This window comes from Photorhabdus africana (assembly GCF_035181445.1).
GTDB lineage: Bacteria > Pseudomonadota > Gammaproteobacteria > Enterobacterales > Enterobacteriaceae > Photorhabdus > Photorhabdus laumondii.
This window is the reverse complement of record NZ_JAXBVE010000027.1, coordinates 1-19197: the sequence shown is the minus strand read 5'-3', so window position 1 is coordinate 19197 and position 19197 is coordinate 1. Positions and strand designations below refer to the sequence as shown.

18 protein-coding genes are annotated in these 19197 nt (G+C 44.2%); 12 read left to right on the top strand and 6 right to left on the bottom strand.

All coding sequences use genetic code 11. The features are described 5' to 3' along the window. Nucleotides 1–42: 42 nt before the first annotated feature. Nucleotides 43–666, bottom strand: a complete 624-nt coding sequence (dsbA, locus tag SLS51_RS15300) for a thiol:disulfide interchange protein DsbA (protein ID WP_323839551.1) — start codon at nt 664–666, stop codon at nt 43–45. A gap of 20 nt (nt 667–686) precedes the next feature. Then, complete coding sequence (locus SLS51_RS15295) at nt 687–1679, bottom strand: serine/threonine protein kinase (protein WP_323839550.1); 993 nt, start codon at nt 1677–1679, stop codon at nt 687–689. A gap of 294 nt (nt 1680–1973) precedes the next feature. Between SLS51_RS15295 and mobA the strand changes: the two genes are divergently transcribed. Further along, a complete protein-coding gene (gene mobA / locus SLS51_RS15290) occupies nt 1974–2564 on the top strand; it encodes a molybdenum cofactor guanylyltransferase MobA (RefSeq protein WP_323839549.1) in 591 nt (196 codons plus the stop codon). Continuing rightward, entirely contained in the window at nt 2561–3079 is a 519-nt protein-coding gene (gene mobB, locus SLS51_RS15285; protein WP_323839548.1) for a molybdopterin-guanine dinucleotide biosynthesis protein MobB, read from the top strand. The genes mobA and mobB overlap by 4 nt, the downstream gene beginning before the upstream one ends. A gap of 86 nt (nt 3080–3165) precedes the next feature. Here the strand turns inward: mobB and gorA are convergent, their stop codons facing one another. The 4 genes from gorA to SLS51_RS15265 all read right to left on the bottom strand — a co-directional run bounded on the left by gorA (nt 3166) and on the right by SLS51_RS15265 (nt 6756). Further along, nucleotides 3166–4518, bottom strand: coding sequence for a glutathione-disulfide reductase (gene gorA / locus SLS51_RS15280; RefSeq protein WP_323839547.1), 1353 nt, complete (start codon nt 4516–4518; stop codon nt 3166–3168). Between the two features lie 110 nt (nt 4519–4628). Next, entirely contained in the window at nt 4629–5471 is an 843-nt protein-coding gene (locus SLS51_RS15275) for a 23S rRNA (adenine(2030)-N(6))-methyltransferase RlmJ (RefSeq protein ID WP_323839546.1), read from the bottom strand. Then, nucleotides 5437–5676, bottom strand: a complete 240-nt coding sequence (locus SLS51_RS15270; protein WP_323839545.1) for a hypothetical protein — start codon at nt 5674–5676, stop codon at nt 5437–5439. The genes SLS51_RS15275 and SLS51_RS15270 overlap by 35 nt, the downstream gene beginning before the upstream one ends. A 561-nt stretch (nt 5677–6237) precedes the next feature. After that, on the bottom strand, nt 6238–6756 hold the full coding sequence (locus SLS51_RS15265) for an Hcp family type VI secretion system effector (RefSeq protein WP_112878150.1): 519 nt from the start codon (nt 6754–6756) through the stop codon (nt 6238–6240). 902 nt (nt 6757–7658) lie between these two features. Between SLS51_RS15265 and tssB the strand changes: the two genes are divergently transcribed. The 10 genes from tssB to tssH all read left to right on the top strand — a co-directional run. Next, nucleotides 7659–8156, top strand: a complete 498-nt coding sequence (gene tssB / locus SLS51_RS15260; RefSeq protein ID WP_323839544.1) for a type VI secretion system contractile sheath small subunit — start codon at nt 7659–7661, stop codon at nt 8154–8156. Nucleotides 8157–8179: 23 nt separating this feature from the next. Beyond that, on the top strand, nt 8180–9658 hold the full coding sequence (gene tssC / locus SLS51_RS15255; RefSeq protein ID WP_323839543.1) for a type VI secretion system contractile sheath large subunit: 1479 nt from the start codon (nt 8180–8182) through the stop codon (nt 9656–9658). A 6-nt stretch (nt 9659–9664) separates the two neighbouring features. Then, a complete protein-coding gene (gene tssE, locus SLS51_RS15250) occupies nt 9665–10105 on the top strand; it encodes a type VI secretion system baseplate subunit TssE (protein ID WP_323839542.1) in 441 nt (146 codons plus the stop codon). A 1-nt stretch (nt 10106) separates the two neighbouring features. Further along, nucleotides 10107–11960: a type VI secretion system baseplate subunit TssF gene (tssF, locus tag SLS51_RS15245; RefSeq protein WP_323839541.1), complete on the top strand. Its 1854-nt coding sequence runs from the start codon at nt 10107–10109 to the stop codon at nt 11958–11960. After that, complete coding sequence (gene tssG / locus SLS51_RS15240; protein WP_323839540.1) at nt 11924–12973, top strand: type VI secretion system baseplate subunit TssG; 1050 nt, start codon at nt 11924–11926, stop codon at nt 12971–12973. Before tssF ends, tssG begins: the two co-directional genes overlap by 37 nt. Nucleotides 12974–12978: 5 nt before the next feature. Further along, nucleotides 12979–14265 (top strand): type VI secretion system-associated FHA domain protein TagH, encoded by a 1287-nt coding sequence (gene tagH, locus SLS51_RS15235; RefSeq protein WP_323839539.1) that lies wholly within the window; start codon nt 12979–12981, stop codon nt 14263–14265. Further along, complete coding sequence (gene tssJ / locus SLS51_RS15230; protein ID WP_244868943.1) at nt 14265–14831, top strand: type VI secretion system lipoprotein TssJ; 567 nt, start codon at nt 14265–14267, stop codon at nt 14829–14831. Before tagH ends, tssJ begins: the two co-directional genes overlap by 1 nt. Before the next feature lie 2 nt (nt 14832–14833). Beyond that, on the top strand, nt 14834–16186 hold the full coding sequence (gene tssK / locus SLS51_RS15225) for a type VI secretion system baseplate subunit TssK (protein ID WP_323839538.1): 1353 nt from the start codon (nt 14834–14836) through the stop codon (nt 16184–16186). After that, on the top strand, nt 16186–16956 hold the full coding sequence (gene icmH, locus SLS51_RS15220; protein WP_323839537.1) for a type IVB secretion system protein IcmH/DotU: 771 nt from the start codon (nt 16186–16188) through the stop codon (nt 16954–16956). The genes tssK and icmH overlap by 1 nt, the downstream gene beginning before the upstream one ends. 10 nt (nt 16957–16966) lie before the next feature. Next, nucleotides 16967–19197: type VI secretion system ATPase TssH (gene tssH, locus SLS51_RS15215; RefSeq protein ID WP_323839536.1), on the top strand; the 2231-nt coding region annotated here is incomplete at its 3' end.

Below are 19197 nucleotides of genomic sequence, written 5' to 3'. Positions count from 1 at the left end.
CCTGAGTCACGAAGTACGAAGGTGGGGGAGGATGTCAAAGTATTACTTCTGATTTAACAGGAAGTTAACAACGTCTGAATAGGATTTCGCATAGTTATCAGCAGAAGTGGCATCAATACCGTCATTTTTCACCATATATTTGCCATTAACAAACATTGCCGGTACACCTCGCAGGTGCAAATCCTGAGCGGCTTTTTGCTGCTTAACAACTAAGGATTTCACCACAAAACTGCTCATGGCAGCATCATAATCCTCAGCCGTCACCCCGGCTTTGATAAAGGCATTGCGAATATCATTCGGAGTCTTAATAGCCAGTGTTTTCTGAATACCCTCAAACAGCACCGGAGTCACTTTGTCTTCAACACCCATTGCCATTGCCGCAGCCCAAGCAGTAGTCAATTCTTTACCCAGTGGCCCTAAAAAATCCACATGATAACGGACAAGTTTTGTCCCTTCCGGTAAATTCTGTTTTACCGTCTGAGGAACTTTAAAAATCTCTTCAAACTGATAACAGTGGGGACAATAGAAAGAGAAGAATTCTAGCACCGGTGGTTGATCCGCCACCGGCGACTTCAATTCAGTATACTGTTTTCCTTCGGTAAAATTGGCAGCAGATGCGCTAAATGCCATCACCACTCCGACTAAAGCTAACCACAACTTCTTCATAACTATCTCCATGATAAACATTAATACATCGAGTTAAGCTGCAAAGGTGATCCCTGTAACAGCTTAATCTGTTCAGAAAAAAGTGACGTCTGTTTTAACCAAAAATCGGTATCTGTCATCCAAGGAAACGCCTTGGGAAAAGCAGGATCCTGCCAACGTCGGGCAACCCATGCCAAATAATAGATCATCCGCATAGCACGCAATGGTTCTATCAATGACAACTCCTTCGGATCAAAATCTGCAAATTCACTATAAGCTTCCAGCAGTGTATCTAACTGCAATAGCTGTTCCTGACGAGAGCCATGAAGCAGCATCCATAAATCCTGAATTGCCGGACCGTTACGCGCATCATCAAGGTCAACAAACCAAGCTTCGTCACGCCACAAGATATTACCCGGATGACAGTCACCATGAAGCCTCAATATTTGCCAATCATCGCGCCAATTTGATGCTACGGCATTTATCAAATCATCCAATACTGCCAAAAATTGCCTTCTCTGCCCCGCAGGAATCAACTCACATGCAGCCAAATCCTGTCGTGGTTGATGCAGATACTCATTTAACCCGATAGTTGGGCGAGAAGTGAATTTCTGCTGGCGGCCAATCTGATGAATTCTCCCTAGTAAACGCCCTACATCTTCTAATTGAAAGAGATTATCGGATTCATACTGACGCCCCCCGATGCTTGGAAAAACGGCAAAAAAGAAATCTTTAAAAGTCAGTAAAGTTTGCTTATTAAATACCAAAGGTGCCGCAACAGGTAAATCAACCTGTTGTAACGCCAAGGCAAAATCGTGCTCTTCCTGAATCTGCTGCTGATCCCAACGTAGTGGCCGGTAAAATTTCACAACATAACGTTTACGATCTTCATCTATAAACTGATAAACACGGTTCTCATAACTATTTAACTCTGTCAGCCCGGAATCGATACACAGCCCGGTCTGCACCAATGCATCCATAATCAAATCCGGCGTTAATTCCCGGAAATTAAAAGCAGACTGGTTTGTTAGCACATTCTATTCTCTTGATTAATCTGTAATAACACCACGGCATGCAATAGCAGTTTGAAAATCCACTTAGTGATCCTTTTTCAGCTATTAGTCAACGCAGATAAATAAAGCCTATACAAATTAACAGGGATGACCACATAGAGAAAGGATTGCTCTGTCAATAAGCGTAAAGATGACCCTTTTATCAGCAAGTTATCTGGTGAGCTTATTTTAAAAATGCTCAGTTAAACCCAAATAATCAAGCTAAAAGAAGTTATATTAGCGTTAATAACTGCCTCAGTTGATAACTCGAACATTATGCAACCAAAAATAAGCGGTGTGATCCTTGCGGGAGGTCGCGCCACCCGTATGGGTGGCAATGATAAGGGGTTAATTTTTTTAAATAAAAAACCACTGTACCAACATATTGCGGATAAGCTATTTCCACAAGTGGATGAATTAATCATCAACGCGAACCGCAATCTGGATATTTACCGACAAAGTGGTTATCACATTGTTCCAGATTTAACACCAGACTTCTCTGGCCCCCTTTCAGGCATGCTGACAGCCCTAAAGTCAGCTAGTTACGATTGGGTTATATTTGTTCCTTGTGATGTACCAAATCTCCCTACTGATTTAGTCATTCGCTTATGGCAGGGAAAACAGCAAGCATTGGCAGCCTATGTAAATGATGGCAACCGAGCTCACCCTACCATCGCTTTACTACACCGCAGTCTTTTTTCTCAATTAGAAAATTATCTGGCTAACGGTGATCGCAAGCTGATACTGTTTATGCATAAGATCAGAGCGATAGCCGTTCAGTTTGATGATAATCCTACTGCCTTTACTAATCTGAACACACCGGAAGATTGCCAACATTGGGAACATATACAGGAGATCAAAAAATGAGTACCAAACCGCTTCCGCTACTCGGTATTACAGCCTATAGCGGAACAGGAAAAACTACACTTCTCAAACAAATGATCCCACTATTACGTCAACGGCAAATCCGGGTTGGTCTGATAAAACACACCCATCATGATATGGACGTAGATAAACCGGGCAAAGACAGTTATGAACTGCGCAAAGCTGGTGCAGAGCAAACTTTGGTTGCCAACCAACAACGCTGGGCATTAATGACAGAAACGCCAGATTTGCAGGAATTAGATTTGAACTATCTTGCCAGTCGTTTTGATCTAAATTCACTGGATCTGATTCTAGTGGAAGGTTTTAAAGATGAGCCCATCAACAAGATCGTTCTATACCGCAACACTCTTAACCACCGATTAAGCGATCTTCTTGATCAACATGTGATTGCTGTTGCCAGTGATGAAAAATTGGAGACTATTTTGCCACAATTGAATATCAATCAACCTGAACAGGTAGCTGATTTTATTGTCGAATGGCTGAATATGGAGTGTTAAGTCACTTTCTGATAAGAGAGATTGATAAGAAAAAGGCCGAATGAAATCGGCCTTTAAAAAAATATCATAGATAGGGTTCAACAATATCACCGCATCGTTACAAACTCTTCCGCCGCAGTGGGATGAATCGCAACCGTGTTATCAAAGTCTTTCTTAGTGGCCCCCATCTTCAATGCAACAGCGAAACCTTGCAGCATTTCATCCATCCCGAAGCCGATACCATGAATGCCAACAATCTTCTCTTCCGGCCCGACACATACCAATTTCATCCGGCACGGCTGGCGATGTTGAGTGACAGCGGTATACATCGCAGTAAAAGAAGATTGATAAATTTTCACCTGCTCTTCACCAAATTGCGCTTTTGCCTGAGGTTCAGTCAGCCCCACAGTACCAATAGGCGGATGACTGAATACAACGGTTGGAATATTGGTGTAATCCAGATGTTCTTCTGGTTTATTGTTAAACAAGCGCTCAGACAGACGACGACCTGCGGCAACCGCAACGGGAGTTAATTCTACTGCACCGGTGTTATCACCTACTGCATAAATCCCTTTCACATTCGTGTTCTGGTATTCATCAACTCTGATGTAGCCTTTTTCATTCAACTCAACACCGGTTACAGACAGGTTTAGATTATCCGTTGCAGGCTCTCGGCCAATAGCCCAGATTAGGGTATCAACGGTTTGTTCTTTACCATTTTGCAGTTGCAAGGTCAGGCTACCATCCGCATTTTTACTTACTGATTTTGGCACCGCTTCTGTATGCAAAGTAGGTCCTTCGGTATTGATAACTTCCAAGAGTGTTTCAACAATCATCGGATCAAAAGAACGCAACGGTGCATGTTGACGCACAAATAGATGGGTTTCACTACCAAGAGCATGCAATACACCCGCAATTTCTACGGCAATATAGCCTGCGCCAACAACCGCAACCCGCTTTGGCATCGCTTCCAATGCAAAAAAACCATCAGAATCAATACCATATTCTGATCCTGGTATATCAGGCCGCACAGGACGGCCACCTGTCGCAATCAAAATATGATCTGCGGTGATTTTTTCACCATTCACTTCAACAGTATGTGCATCAACAAAACGGGCAACCCCCTGGATCACATCAACTTTATTGTTACCCAAGCCACGTTCATAAGACTGGTGGATACGATCGATATAAGCAGTGCGACTGGCAATGAGTGTCTTCCAGTTAAAGCGGTTGATTGTCGTATCAAAACCATAATCTGGCCCATATTGATGGATAGATTCAGCAATTTGCGCCGCATGCCACATCACTTTCTTCGGAACACAGCCCACATTGACACACGTTCCACCCAATGCCTTAGCTTCAATTAGGGCACATTTCTGCCCATACATAGCCGCACGGTTAATTGATGCTATGCCACCACTGCCACCACCAATCGCTATATAGTCGTAATGTTTGCTCATCAGGATTGTTTCCATCTAATCAATTCTAGAGAGTTAATACCCAAAGCCTATTATGGCAAAAAATATCAAGCAGTCGCGATGGCTTTGGCTCTCGCTGCCATTGTTAAAAGCTATTCTGGCACCACCCATTTAACCAAGGTGTGACCCGTTCCTTCCGGCACCAGAACCTGATGTAACCACGGCAACACCGATTTCATCTGCTGCTCCAGTTTCCAAGGTGGGTTAATCACGATCATGCCAGAGGCGGTCATGCCTCGTTGATCGCTATCAGGGCGGACAGCCAACTCAATTTGTAGAATACGGCGAATGCCCGTTGCTTCCAATTCTTTAACCAGTCGTTTGATTTGCTGGCGTAACACCACTGGATACCACAATGCATAAACACCGGTTGCAAAACGTTTATAGCCTTCCTGAATAGCCTGTACAACTGCCTGATAATCCGATTTCAGTTCATAAGGAGGATCAATCAGAATGAACCCACGGCGACTCAATGGTGGCAATTGTGATTTTAATTGCTGATAACCATCTTCACGCAAAACTCTGGCGCGGTTATCGCGGGAGAATTCATTACGTAATAAAGGAAAGTCACTCGGATGCAGTTCTGTCAGATTGAACTTATCATCCTGTCGTAACAAATGGCGGGCGATTAAAGGCGATCCTGGATAGTAACGTAAGTTGCCACTCTGATTCAGTGCAGCTACTGCACTCATATAAGCGTTCAACTCCGGAGGTAAATCTTCACGCTGCCAGACGCGGGCAATCCCTTCCAGATATTCACCGGTACGTTCAGCATGTTCACTACTGAGTTGATAACGGCCCGCACCAGCATGCGTATCCAGATAGAGAAAAGGTTTCTCTTTTTCTTTAAGAGATTCAATGATCAAGCTTTGTACAGTGTGTTTCAGTACATCAGCATGATTACCAGCATGAAAACTGTGACGATAACTTAGCATTAATTTCAGACCCCAGAGCAGAGAATAGGTTGATTGCCAGATGGAGTACCTGACAACTAAAAACCCATCCCAGTAGATGGGACAGATAGTCAGGCCCTATTATAGCCCTATTAGCGACAAAAATGTCAGACTCCTCACCTTTACTCCTATACCCGTTATCCTTCAAGTTGCCTCTTTGTTGGCTGCACTCGCTCACCCCGGTCACATAGTTACCTATGCTCCCGGGGATTCACTCCCTTGCCGTCGCGATCCATCTTGAAATCCATAGGGTATAGCGATCCCTTTAGTCATATTAATTAAAATTTAGGATAAGTGAAAAATTCTGCCCGGACCTAATGTAATATTTAATGAGTAATGTTATCTGCATTTTCACTGAAAATCATAAGTAGTATTTACGTAATTACAAACAACAAGAATTATGCAATTAAAAAAACAAGACATTAAACGAACAATTAAATATACAAGATCTTATGTTGATGCTCACGAAATCACCAATCAGGAACAGAGATTGAAAAATGTTAACACTCGCTATATGGAAAAATAATCAAAAGAAAAGCCAGAAAAAATGACTGAATGTTATCGAGAATATTAAGTAATATCGTTAAATAGTACGTGTAAAAAATTAAAGAGAGAAAAAGAAAAAAAAATCAAAAAAGCTGTAAGAAGTTGAAGACAGTTATTAAAAATCTTCAACTTAAAATAAAGAAAAATTAAGCTTTTCAGCCAATGAAGAGATATTTCATTGGCTGAATGATTATATTACCTATCAGGCAACAATCGGTGCGCGCCAATCATCTGCGCCGGAAGTCCCTGCGGTTGTATGCTCCCAATTAATCTTACGATAAGACAGAGAAACACGAACCAGCTGAGTAAATTCAGATTTTGTTGGGTCCTGGCAATGAGGCATTTGGCAATCAATGTCGATAATAGTGGCATCTTCCAACTGCGTCGTGAAGAAATGCTCTTGTTTCCCTTCAACAGAAGTGCGATACCATTTCAATACTACACTCGTCAGCATTTCACCCGAAGCCAACGCGTTATAAAGCAATGGAACAGATTTATTTAATGCAACTGTAAAACGGAATGGTTTATGAGCACGCTGACCTGAAGGCTGACCTGATTGAGGATCAGTGGGTACGGTGACGACATGATCAAATGCTTGAACTAGCATTTCATCTTCGTGGCCCTGAACGTAAATATTACCCACTGATTCAGCAGTGAATGAACCCGCAGTAATATTACCCTGTGTTTTTCCGGTGATGGAAATATAACATGGAGTTGGCATAAAAATATCCTTTATAGAGATTGTGTCAACATTAAGGTAACGCTCATATTAATTTCAATAGTGATTATTTCATCTTGGAAAAAATCACTTGCGAATACATTGAACGCTAAAATGAATAATAAATACCAACCCGCTCGTTTCAAAATAAAATCTAAATTGCAAAATTGTTTACCCATCACCAATAAATAAAAATATTATAATTAATGACATTTAAAAAATATAACTTTGAAATTAACCATATTTACAGAATAATTAACTATTAACACTCATTTAATTTAGCGATGGTATGACATATCCATATGAAATATAACAACTTTAACAATTACAACCTAAATTATATTTTGGTCAATTAAAAATTGACAACTGGATCAAAAAATTAAACACCTCCACTTGGTTAATAACGGAAATAATATTTCCAATATGAAATTAACTCTAATATGTAAACAAAAATACATCTAGAAATACTTTGTTACAAAATGAAACAAAAAATCATTAAAATACCTTTTATGGAGTACTTTAATCAAGAAGTGGATTAAGAAAGCATCAAGTTGTAACTTATTGCCAAATCAAATAAAATCATCAAAAGGCTAAATAGAGGGGTATATCTACATATATTTTATCTTTACAATAAAAAAACAAAATGCGACACTCTGCTTTGCAGATCGCTCTATATTGATGCTATTGTTCGATGAATAAGAACATTCTGAATGTCGTATTTATCTATATGCTCATAAAAGTCAGCTTACTATCCAATTTAATGTAGTGAATCTCCCGTTTTTTAATCCGGGGAAATTTTATGTTCTCCATCACATATAGGTAGGTATCAAGGGCAACTCTCTCATCAATATTGTTATCAGATAATTCCTAATTGCCTAATTGTGTATTACCCAAAGGATTTTAATATGAGTAAAAATAGTTCAGGTAGCGTAGCGCCAAAAGAAAGGATTAATATCAAATACGTTCCGAATACCGGTGATCAAGTCGCCGAGATTGAATTACCCCTTAACCTACTTATCGTTGGTGACCTCAAAGGAACAAAAGAAGATACGCCAATTGAAGAACGGCAAGCTGTTTCTGTGCACAAAAATAACTTTAATGCCGTGATGAATGAAGCCAATATCAATCTCACTTTTAGTGTCCCCAATCGCCTCAAAGATAATAGCGGAGATGACCTGCCAATTAACCTGGAAATAAAATCACTCAATGATTTCTCACCCGATAACGTAGCGAAGAAAGTGCCTGAATTAAATAAACTTTTAGAGCTGCGTGAGGCACTTGTCGCACTAAAAGGGCCATTAGGAAATATTCCGGCATTCCGCACCCGCTTACAGGAGTTATTGGGTGATGAGAAAGTCCGCAAACAACTTCTAAAAGAGCTTGAAATCGTCAATCAAAAGTAATTGACTAAAAAGGAGTTTTTAACATGTCCTTGCATGAAGAGAGCAGTACAACATTAACCCCAGGGTCCACGACTTCTTTGCTTGACGAGATTATGTCTCAGGCAAGAATGACACCGGAAAATGATGGTTACCATATCGCGAAACAGGGTGTTGCCGCTTTTATCAGCAGCATTTTGGATACCGGTACTAGCGAAGAACCTATCAACAAGCTTGTCGTTGATAGAATGATTGTTGAGCTTGATAAGACACTCAGCACTCAAGTCGATGAAATTATGCACGCCAAAGCGTTCCAAGAGCTGGAATCATCATGGCGTTCACTGAAATTATTAGTCGATCGCACAGATTTCCGTGAAAACATCAAAATCAATATCATCCATGCAACCAAAGAAGAGTTGCTGGAAGATTTCGAATTTTCACCAGAAATCATCCAATCAGGTTTATACAAACATGTTTACTCAACAGGTTATGGCCAGTTTGGTGGTGAACCAGTTGCGGCGGTCATCGGTAACTATGCGTTTAGCAATAGCTCACCCGATATCAAACTGATGCAATATGTCAGCGCGGTTGGTGCAATGGCTCACGCGCCATTCCTCTCTTCCGTTGCGCCTGATTTCTTTGGTATCAGTAGCTTTACCGAATTGCCGGCGATTAAAGATCTGAAATCTGTCTTCGAAGGCCCGGCACACACCAAATGGCGTGCGCTGCGCGAATCGGAAGATTCACGTTATCTCGGTCTGACAACACCGCGCTTCTTGTTACGTCTACCTTATTCAACCGTCGAAAACCCCATTAAAAACTTTAACTATCAGGAAGATGTCAGCAAAGATCACGAACATTTCCTGTGGGGTAATACCGCTTATCTGCTGGCAACTTGTTTAACTGACAGCTTCGCCAAATATCGCTGGTGTCCGAACATTATCGGCCCACAAAGCGGGGGTACTGTTAGCGATCTACCGGTTCACCTGTTCGAAGCAATGGGACAGATCCAGGCCAAGATCCCGACAGAAGTTTTGGTTACCGATCGTCGTGAATTCGAATTGGCGGAAGAGGGCTTTATCACTCTGACGATGCGTAAAGGCAGTGACAACGCTGCATTCTTCTCTGCCAACTCAGTCCAGAAGCCAAAAGTTTTCCCAAATACTCGCGAAGGGAAAATGGCTGAAACCAACTACAAACTGGGTACTCAACTGCCCTATATGTTCATCATCAACCGCCTTGCACACTACATCAAAGTGTTACAGCGCGAGCAGATTGGTTCCTGGAAAGAGCGTCAAGATTTGGAGCGTGAACTGAACACCTGGCTGAAACAGTACATCGCCGATCAGGAAAATCCACCAACGGATGTCCGTAGCCGTCGCCCTCTGCGTTCTGCCCAAATTCAGGTTTTGGATGTGGAAGGCGATCCAGGTTGGTATCAAGTGGCAATGCAAGTTCGCCCTCATTTTAAATATATGGGAGCCAGCTTTGAGTTGTCACTAGTAGGCCGTCTGGATAAGGAGTAATGAGTCATGGCTGCGCTGTACAGTTGGAATAGAGAAGGCTCTGCCAGCTTGTTCGAGCGTATTCAGGGGAAGAACTCCGGTTCTTCCCGCCAATCAAGAATGCGTGAACTGCTCAACTCCATAAAACGACACCTGAATCATGTTCTTAATACTCATCCGGGTGCTTGTCAGAGTGCGGCTGATCTTGGCGTCATTGATCTCAATGACGCCACAACCACGGCAACTGACTTTAAACAGAGTATTGAGCAAGCAATAGAGCATTGCATCACAAATTATGAACCAAGAATATCGTCAGTCACTGTCAATGCAATCCACGATGATAGTGATCCGCTGTTGTTACGTTTTCACATCAGCGCCCAGGTATCCCTGGATGATATTCATGACGCTGTTGAATTTAACATTCAACTGGATAACAACCGGCGTTATTGCCTAGAGAGGACTCAATAAAATGTCACTTGAAAAATATTTTAGAGAGGAATTGGATTACCTTAGGCAATTGGGGCGACAAGCCGCAATTGAACATCCTCACCTCGCCTCATTTTTGTCTGAACAAGGCTCTGACCCGGATGTTGAGCGTTTACTCGAAGGATTTGCCTTTCTTGCGGGTAATTTGCGGGCAAAAATTGATGATCAATTCCCTGAGCTGACTCATGGATTGTTACACATGCTATGGCCAAATTACCTGCGGCCAACGCCTAGCATGACCATTATCCAATATACACCTGATGATAGTGCCATCAAACAAGCTACGAAAATCCAACGCGGAACTCAAATCAAAAGCCGCCCACTGGCAGATGATAACGAAAATGATGAGGATGAAGATAATTACTTAAGCAATACCAATACTCAAAAAACAGGCCAAGACAATCATCGCTGTACTTTCACTTTATGCCGTGATGTTTGGCTGTTTCCGATGTCTATCCGAGACATCTCGGTCAATAATAGTAATGAGCAGGGTGTCATCGGTCTGAATTTCACCTCAAAAACAGAACTTAACTTACAGGAGCTGCAACTTGATAAACTGCGTTTTTATCTAAGCGGCGATGATTACAGCAGTACACAACTCTATTTCTGGCTTAGTTACTACCTTGAAGATGCAAAACTTGTTGTAGGCGATACCACGATTTCATTACCGGATTTTGACTTCGTTCCAGTGGGTTTTAATCGGGAGGACGCCCTATTGCCTTACCCGAAAAATGCCTATATGGGTTATCGCGTCTTACAAGAGTACTTCTGTTTTTCCGAAGGTTTTCTGTTTTTCGATGTCACTGGCATCCCTAAATTACCGGCAGATCTTCAAGCCACAGATTTCACGCTAAATCTCTATTTCTCAGAAGCTCTGCCGCCAGAAATCAAAATCCGTCAGGATACTTTTCGGTTGCATTGTGTTCCGGCAATCAATCTCTTTCCGATGGATGGTGAAGTTATTCGATTGGATGGTAGCCGGGACGAATATCCATTGAGAGCGAGCTATAGCCATCCTAATCGCTACGATATTTTCTCCGTGGATAAAGTGGAAAGCTATCTGACCAATAATGACGGTACACTCGACCGCAGCAGAGGGGCTGAACGGATCTATGTGCCATTTGAAAGCTTTCATCACCAAATCGAACACGAAAGCGAACTCAACACTCGCTATTTCCGTATTAGGGTTAAAGAATCACCCTTTCGTAACGGGCTTGAACACTATATCTCTTTCGTGCGTGGCGATGCATCATTGCTGCTGGAATTGGAGCGTAGTGAAAGTATCTCTATCCGACTAACTTGCACCAATCGCGAATTACCACTGCAACTCCGGGTAGGTGATATTAATTACGCTTTAGAGGGAAACCCTTCATTTGCACCATTTCGCAACATAACCCGCCCATCCGTTCCACTCTATCCACTGCTGAGCGGCAAGTATCACTGGGAGCTTATTTCCAATATGTCGCTGAACTATATGACACTATTGAACAAAGACGCATTAAAGGAGGTACTAAGTACTTACGATCTCCCCAGCCGATATAACCGACAATCCTCACGATCATCCCAAAAACGTCTAGATGCAATTGAACGGATCGAAACGAGGCAAATAGACCGGCTATTTAAAGGTCTCCCAGTTCGTGGTTCGGAATCAACATTGTATATCCGGCAACAGGCTTTCTGTTCTGAAGGAGAGCTCTATATGTTCGGCACCATACTGTCACGCTTCCTTGCGTTATATGCCAGCATTAACTCCTTCCACATGTTGAAGGTGATCAATCTAGATAATCAGGAATGCTATCAATGGCCGGTACAAATAGGTCAACATCCGTTGATGTAACAGATAACAACTCGTCAGCAAAACGCTCGTTGGATGTATCAAAATACGATTTTTATCAATTGGTCGAATTACTCAACCAATTGGCGGTAGCGTGGGAAAAAACGGGGCAAACTAATCGTCCTGACCGTGAAGCAATCTGTTTTACATCCAGTGCCAGCCTGGCTTTTCCAACTAGAGATATTGTTTCTGTGAAACGTACCAAACAAGGTCGTTTTCATGTAGAAGTCTCTTTCCTTGGGCTACATGGCAGCCAGTCTCCCATGCCTGGTTACTACCTTGATTCGCTAGCATGGGAAGACGCCCAGGATGAAAACCGACTGACAGACTTTTTGAATGTTTTCAATCACCGTTCAATCGTTATGCTCCATCAGATCTGGCGGAAATATCGCTATTACATCTGTTTCGACAAGGATGGACAGGATGATTTTTCTCAGCGCATGTTCTCTTTGGTAGGGCTTGGCAGCCGTGTGAACCGTACTCATTTGAAGATCAACCATAGCAAAATGCTAGCCTATGCTGGCCTGTTAGCCAACCCGGGCCGATCACCAGAAGTGATATGCAGCTTGGTTTCTCACTGCTTTGATTTGCCAGATGTTACTGTTCATGGCTGGCAATTACGGAAAGTCGCCATTCCCTCATCACAACAAAACCGGTTGGGTGAAAAGCTGACAATAGATGGTGATAAAAATACGGAAATGTCCGTATTAGGTGAAAACTTCACCATCGGATCATGGATAAAAAACTACAATAGTAAGTTTATGTTATGCATCAACGATCTATCCCGTGAACGTTTCCTGTCATTTCTTCCCGACGGCAAAAATTTCCTACCACTGGTGATGTTTATCTGTTTTGTCCTGCGTGACCAATTGGCCTGGGATCTGCGTCTTGGCTTAGCTGAAAACCAAGCAGGCGGCATGGTGCTTGGCACGAAATTAAACAATAACCTGGGGTGGACCAGCTTTCTCGGCGAGCCGGAAAAGAAACCTTTTATCACCATTTCAGTGAGTGGATAAAGACGATGGAAAAACAACAGCCAACCCTTTCATTACGAGTACTCAATAGTGACCAATTGGAAAGCGGTAAACCTGCCAGTTGCCTATTCTCCACTCAAGGTGGCACTGTCGGCAGCAGTGAGAGCCATCTTTGGTCCATTCAGGATCTGCAAGGCAATATCAATCCTTCACAATTTACTATCCAGTGGCGTGATGGCGCATTTTGTCTGCAAATGATCGCTGGTCCCCTGTTTGTGAATCAGTCCCCCTTGACTTCTGGCACCGGTTTCATCCGCCTGCAACAAGCGGATGAAATTACCATTGGTAAACTGGTGATCAAAAGCTATATCAGTTTTTCCGACGCAGATCGTATTGATCCCATGACGGTATCACCGGAATCACTGGTCTCCAGCTATAGCAATCCACTGGACGCAATGATGGAAAAAAAACCAGTCCAGGATACTGAGTTCACCGATCATGGTTCTTTGGCACCCACGATTAAGCACGATTTCAGCCATGATCCGCTTAAGGTTCTCGATAGTGAAAATCTAACCACACTGGACCAGACCTTAGAGAGTGACGGCATCACCCAAAGCCTACAGCAGGGCCATTACCAAGCTCCATTATTCTTCTCTCCCCTCTCAGATAACAGAGGCAATGCTATGGATCGGGATTTTATTGATTTACCGAATATCTCTTCACCTTTAAGTGAACAGTATCAGGACATGGAACAGCAGCATGTTGCTATCACCCCCCTGATGAGAGGTCTGAACACACAATTGCCTTTACATAACAGCCAACAGGCTAACGACTTTCTGGAAGAAATGGGCAAAACCATGAAAGCGGCCATTGAAGGTTTACTGGTACTACAGCGTACACAGCATGGACTGCGTGATAAACAATTGCGCCCTATTGAAGATAACCCATTACGGCTGAACATGGATTACAACACCACTATGCAGGTGATGTTTGCGGATCAAAAAAGCCCGGTACATCTCTCTGCCCCCTCTGCGGTCGCTGAAAGCTTACATAACCTGCAATTGCATTATCAGGCTAACCGGATTGCGATCGCTGCCGCCTTGAACACCATGTTGGATGCTTTCTCACCGGAACACCTACTGAATCGTTTTGCTCAGTACCGCCGCAGTAATGAGACACAGGAAAAAGATGCAACCTGGGCATGGGAAATGTACACCAATTACTACCGCGAACTGGCTTCCAGCCGCCAACAAGGGTTCGAAAAACTGTTTGGTGAAGTCTATGAGCAAGCTTATGACCGCGCTCTGCGTCAAGGTTTAGAGGATAGCCAGTAATGAAGCGCTCCGGCGGTAATACCTCATGGTCCGGTAGTTATACCGTATGGTTTGTATTGCTGGCAGCGCTGATATTAAGCGGCTGTAGCAGTGCATGGCAAGCAACGAAGAAAGTCGGGCAGGTAGTCTGGGACCCATCAACTCCAGTTGGTCAACCCGCGAATTTACCTTCCACCGTCGCGATCACTTTGCTGGCAGAACCTGATATTAACCCCAATAAAAATGGAGAAGCCACTCCGGTTGAAATGCATCTGCTCTATCTCAGTGAAGATTCCCGTCTACTTGCCGCTGATTATGACCAACTGGCGAGTGACAAACTGGATAAAGCACTGGGGAAAAATTATATCGACCATCAGGATTACACCTTATTGCCGGGGCAGTACAAACCACTGCCAGTCATCCCGCTGGAAAAAAATAGCCGTTACATCGGCGTTATCGTTCGCTATGCCGATATTAATCAATCCGAATGGAAAAAGGTCATCCGTGTGAAAGACACAGGACAGCAATACGACATTCTGGTGCATATCAGAGCGAACGAAGTTGAACTTAGAAAAGAGGAGCAATAACTATGTCAGGTAAAAATCGGGTGATTTGGCGCGAAGGATTATTCATCAAGCCACAACACTTTCAGCAACAACAAAAACATAATGACTATCTGGCTCATAGCCGCCTGACAACCTTTATCGAACACTATTACGGTTTCAGTTCCCTGACTATCGACAAAGATCTTCTTGCTCTTGGGCGTATCAGTATTACCGAAGCCAGCGGTATTATGCCGGATGGCACCATATTCTCGATTCCCCATCAGGATGCCATTCTCCAACCGCTTAATGTGACCGATATTAACGGGCCTGGCAGCAAAAATATCTACCTGGCGCTCCCCATAACTAACGATACCTTTAATGAAATATCCCATCCTGAATCCAGGCATGCTGGGGCTGTACGTTACCGTGAACATATAAATAATATCCGTGACTTGCATACGGATGATGGTGATGTCAGCCCCGTCACTCTGGCACAACTGACACCGATTCTGAAACAGGGATCAGAAGACCTCAGTGCTTTTTCCTTGCTGCCACTATGCCGGATAAAAGAGGGAGCTAAAGGTGCAGCCCTCGCTCTTGATGAGGATTTCATCCCAACTTGTACTGCTGTCAAAGTATCCGAAAAACTGCAACGCTATATGGGTGAAATAGAAAACTCACTAACGGAACGAGCTCAAACTCTTGCGAAGCAGATTGGTTCACCTGGTCAGCAAGGCGTTGCTGATGTGTCTGAATTTATGATGCTCCAGTTACTTAACCGAGTCCATCCGTGGTTTACCCATTATTCTAAGCAAGCTCTTCTTCACCCTCAGGACTTCTTCACCCAAGTTCTCCAAACTTGGGCTGAATTGAAAACATTTACGGATAAATCCCGTTTGGTCGGCAATATACTAAATTATGATCATAACAATCTGACTGACACATTCCTGAACCTCATGCGTCACATGCGCCGCGAAATGAATGTCGTTCTGATGCCACGAGCAGTCGCCCTACCTCTACAGATTCAGGGGAATGGTTTCCGGGTAGCAACCATCCATGATCCCGATCTATTGCACAAAGCAGCTCTCATCTTGGCCGTTCGCGCACAGATTCCACAAGAGCAGTTACGCCGACAGTTCGTTCAGCAGATCAAAGTTGCGTCGCAGGAAAAAATCCGCGAAATGGTCAGCGTCCAATTACCCGGAGTCGCTATGGAGGCGCTTTCCGCCGCCCCACGCCAATTACCTTATCACGTCGGTTACACCTACTTCCGTTTTGATCAACAAGGTCCGGCATGGCAAGAGATTTTGAAAGGCAACTCCATCGCTTTCCACGTTTCAGGAGAATTCCCTGGATTGGATATGCAGCTCTGGGCAGTCAGTAACGGGATTGATTAATGAAAACTGAAACCATAAATGATAATCCTATTCCGACGCAGGGAGTCACTGATAATACTGTGCATCTTCAGTATCAGTTACCGCTACGCGGAGAAAGCCTAAACCCGATGATCGATGCCGCTACACCGCTGCTCGGCATGGTCATGCGTCTAAAAGACATGGGCGAACAACCGCTGCCGGACCAGCTTTATCAACAGGTCGTCACTGATATTCAGGCAATCGAACAACTTCTACAAACCAAAGGCTATGAGCCGGGCGCAATTATCTCTTTTCGCTATACGCTCTGTACCTTCATTGATGAAACCGCATTGGGTCATGGTTGGAACAGCAAGAATGAGTGGTTACAACAATCACTACTGGTTCGATTCCATAACGAAACGTGGGGTGGTGAAAAAGTCTTTCAGTTACTAGATCGTTTGATGGGAGAACCTCAGCGCTATCAACATCTGCTGGAGTTTATCTATCTTTGCTTCTGCCTCGGTTACCGTGGTCGCTATAAAGTTGCTTCGCAGAAAAGTGATGACTTTGAACGCTTATTCCGTCGATTACACCAACAACTGCACGCGCTGCGGGGCGAAGCTCCACCCATCATTCTCCACAGTAACGCCAATGAGCGTAATGATCGCTATCGCTTGAGTAAGCGTCTGACTATTAAACATCTGTTCTGGAGCGGTATTACGCTGCTCGCTATCGTTTATGGCTTCTACGCTATCCGTCTGCACAACCAAACCCAGAACATCTTACAACAGCTAAATAACTTACTGAGCTAGGAAAGAACCGATGATTCAGATTGATCTACCTACATTAGTTAATCGCTTAAATCCGATGACTCGGCACGCTCTGGAAGCGGCAGCAGCGCAGTGTGTCAGCCAACAGCAACCTGAGATCACGGTTGCTCAGCTACTGCTGCAAATGATCAACACGCCTCTTAATGATGTCAGAGCGATCTTCAATCACGCCGAAGTAGACAGTGATCTGCTGAAAGAGCAACTTGATCAGATAATCCCTCACCATCAAGCAATGGTTCAGGCTTATCCTAACTTTTCTCCAATGCTGGTGGAGTGGTTACAAGATAGCTGGCTGTTAGCATCGACTGAGATGCAGCATCAGGAATTACGCAGCGGTATCATGCTGATGACCTTGCTGTTCAGCCCGCTACGTTACCTGACACCCCAATCCGCACGTCTTTTATCGGGCATAAACCGCGAATTGTTACGCCAGAATTTTACCCAATGGACCGCGGGTTCTGCCGAACAACCGGTTGTGGAAAACGATAAAAACGGACAAAACAAAGCTACCGCCAGCAGCGATAGCTTGCTCGCCCGTTTTACTCAAAATATGACAGAACAAGCTCGTCAGGGAAAACTCGATCCTGTTCTATGCCGTGACAGAGAAATCGACCTAATGATCGATATTCTCTGCCGTCGCCGTAAAAACAACCCGATTGTGGTGGGTGAAGCGGGCGTCGGTAAAAGTGCGCTCATTGAAGGGTTGGCTCTGCGCATTATCGACAACCGAGTACCGGAAAAACTGCGTAACAGTGAATTGATGACACTGGATCTGGGAGCGCTACAAGCAGGCGCGGCGGTAAAAGGTGAATTTGAAAAACGTTTCAAAGGCATGATGAATGAAATAAATCAGTCATCCGTACCGATTATTCTGTTCATCGATGAAGCTCATACCCTGATTGGCGCCGGTAATCAACAAGGCGGACTGGATATCTCCAACCTGCTAAAACCCGCTCTGGCACGGGGTGAATTGAAAACAATTGCTGCGACCACTTGGGGAGAATACAAAAAATATTTCGAAAAAGATGCGGCCCTCTCCCGCCGTTTTCAACTCGTTAAAGTGGCCGAACCGACCGCGGAAGAAGCCATCATTATTATGCGTGGCCTGCGGGCAATCTATGAACACTCTCATGGCGTATTAATCGATGATGAAGCGCTAAAAGCCTCTGCGGTATTAAGCGACCGTTACCTCTCTGGACGCCAGTTGCCAGACAAAGCCATTGATGTGCTGGATACCGCCTGCGCCCGCGTGGCCATCAACTTGACGTCACCGCCGCGCCAAATTTCTGCCCTGAAAAACCAACTGCATCAGCAACAAATGGAATCAGACGTGCTGGCGAGGGAACAGCGCATGGGACTCAACCCGCACACGGATCGACTGGATGAACTGCGGCAACAACAGCAGGAAACCACGGAGAAATTGGCTGCACTGGAAGCCAGTTGGCAGCAACAACAGCAATTAGTTCAGCAAATTATTGAACTACGCCGTCAGCTATTAACCGACGAAACAGAATTAACTAACGAAACAAAACAGAGCGAAACATCGGCCGAAATGACAACTGACGAGTTGATTGCACAATTGGCTGAACGCAATGAACAGTTGGAACAATTACAGCAACCACAAACGCTCGTTTCTCCTCACGTGGATAAAAACCAGATTGCAACGGTTATCGCTGAATGGACTGGCGTGCCCCTTAATCGTCTGTCACAAAGTGAACTTTCCGTGGTGACTGAACTGCCCACGCACCTGGGACAAAGCATCAAGGGGCAGGATCTGGCTATTCAATGCCTGCATCAGCATTTGTTGACCGCCAGAGCTGACCTGCGCCGTCCCGGTCGTCCATTGGGCGCCTTCTTGCTGGTAGGACCCAGTGGCGTCGGTAAAACCGAAACCGTTTTACAGATTGCCGAATTGATGTTTGGCGGACGTCAATATCTGACCACGATCAACATGTCGGAGTTTCAGGAAAAACACACGGTTTCCCGCCTGATGGGTTCCCCTCCCGGCTATGTTGGCTATGGGGAAGGGGGGGTACTCACCGAAGCTATTCGCCAGAAACCTTATTCCGTCGTCCTGCTTGATGAAGTGGAAAAAGCCCATCCTGATGTCCTGAACCTGTTCTATCAGGCATTCGATAAAGGTGAGTTGGCCGACGGGGAAGGCCGGGTGATTGACTGTAAAAATGTGGTCTTCTTTTTAACGTCCAACCTCGGCTATCAAAC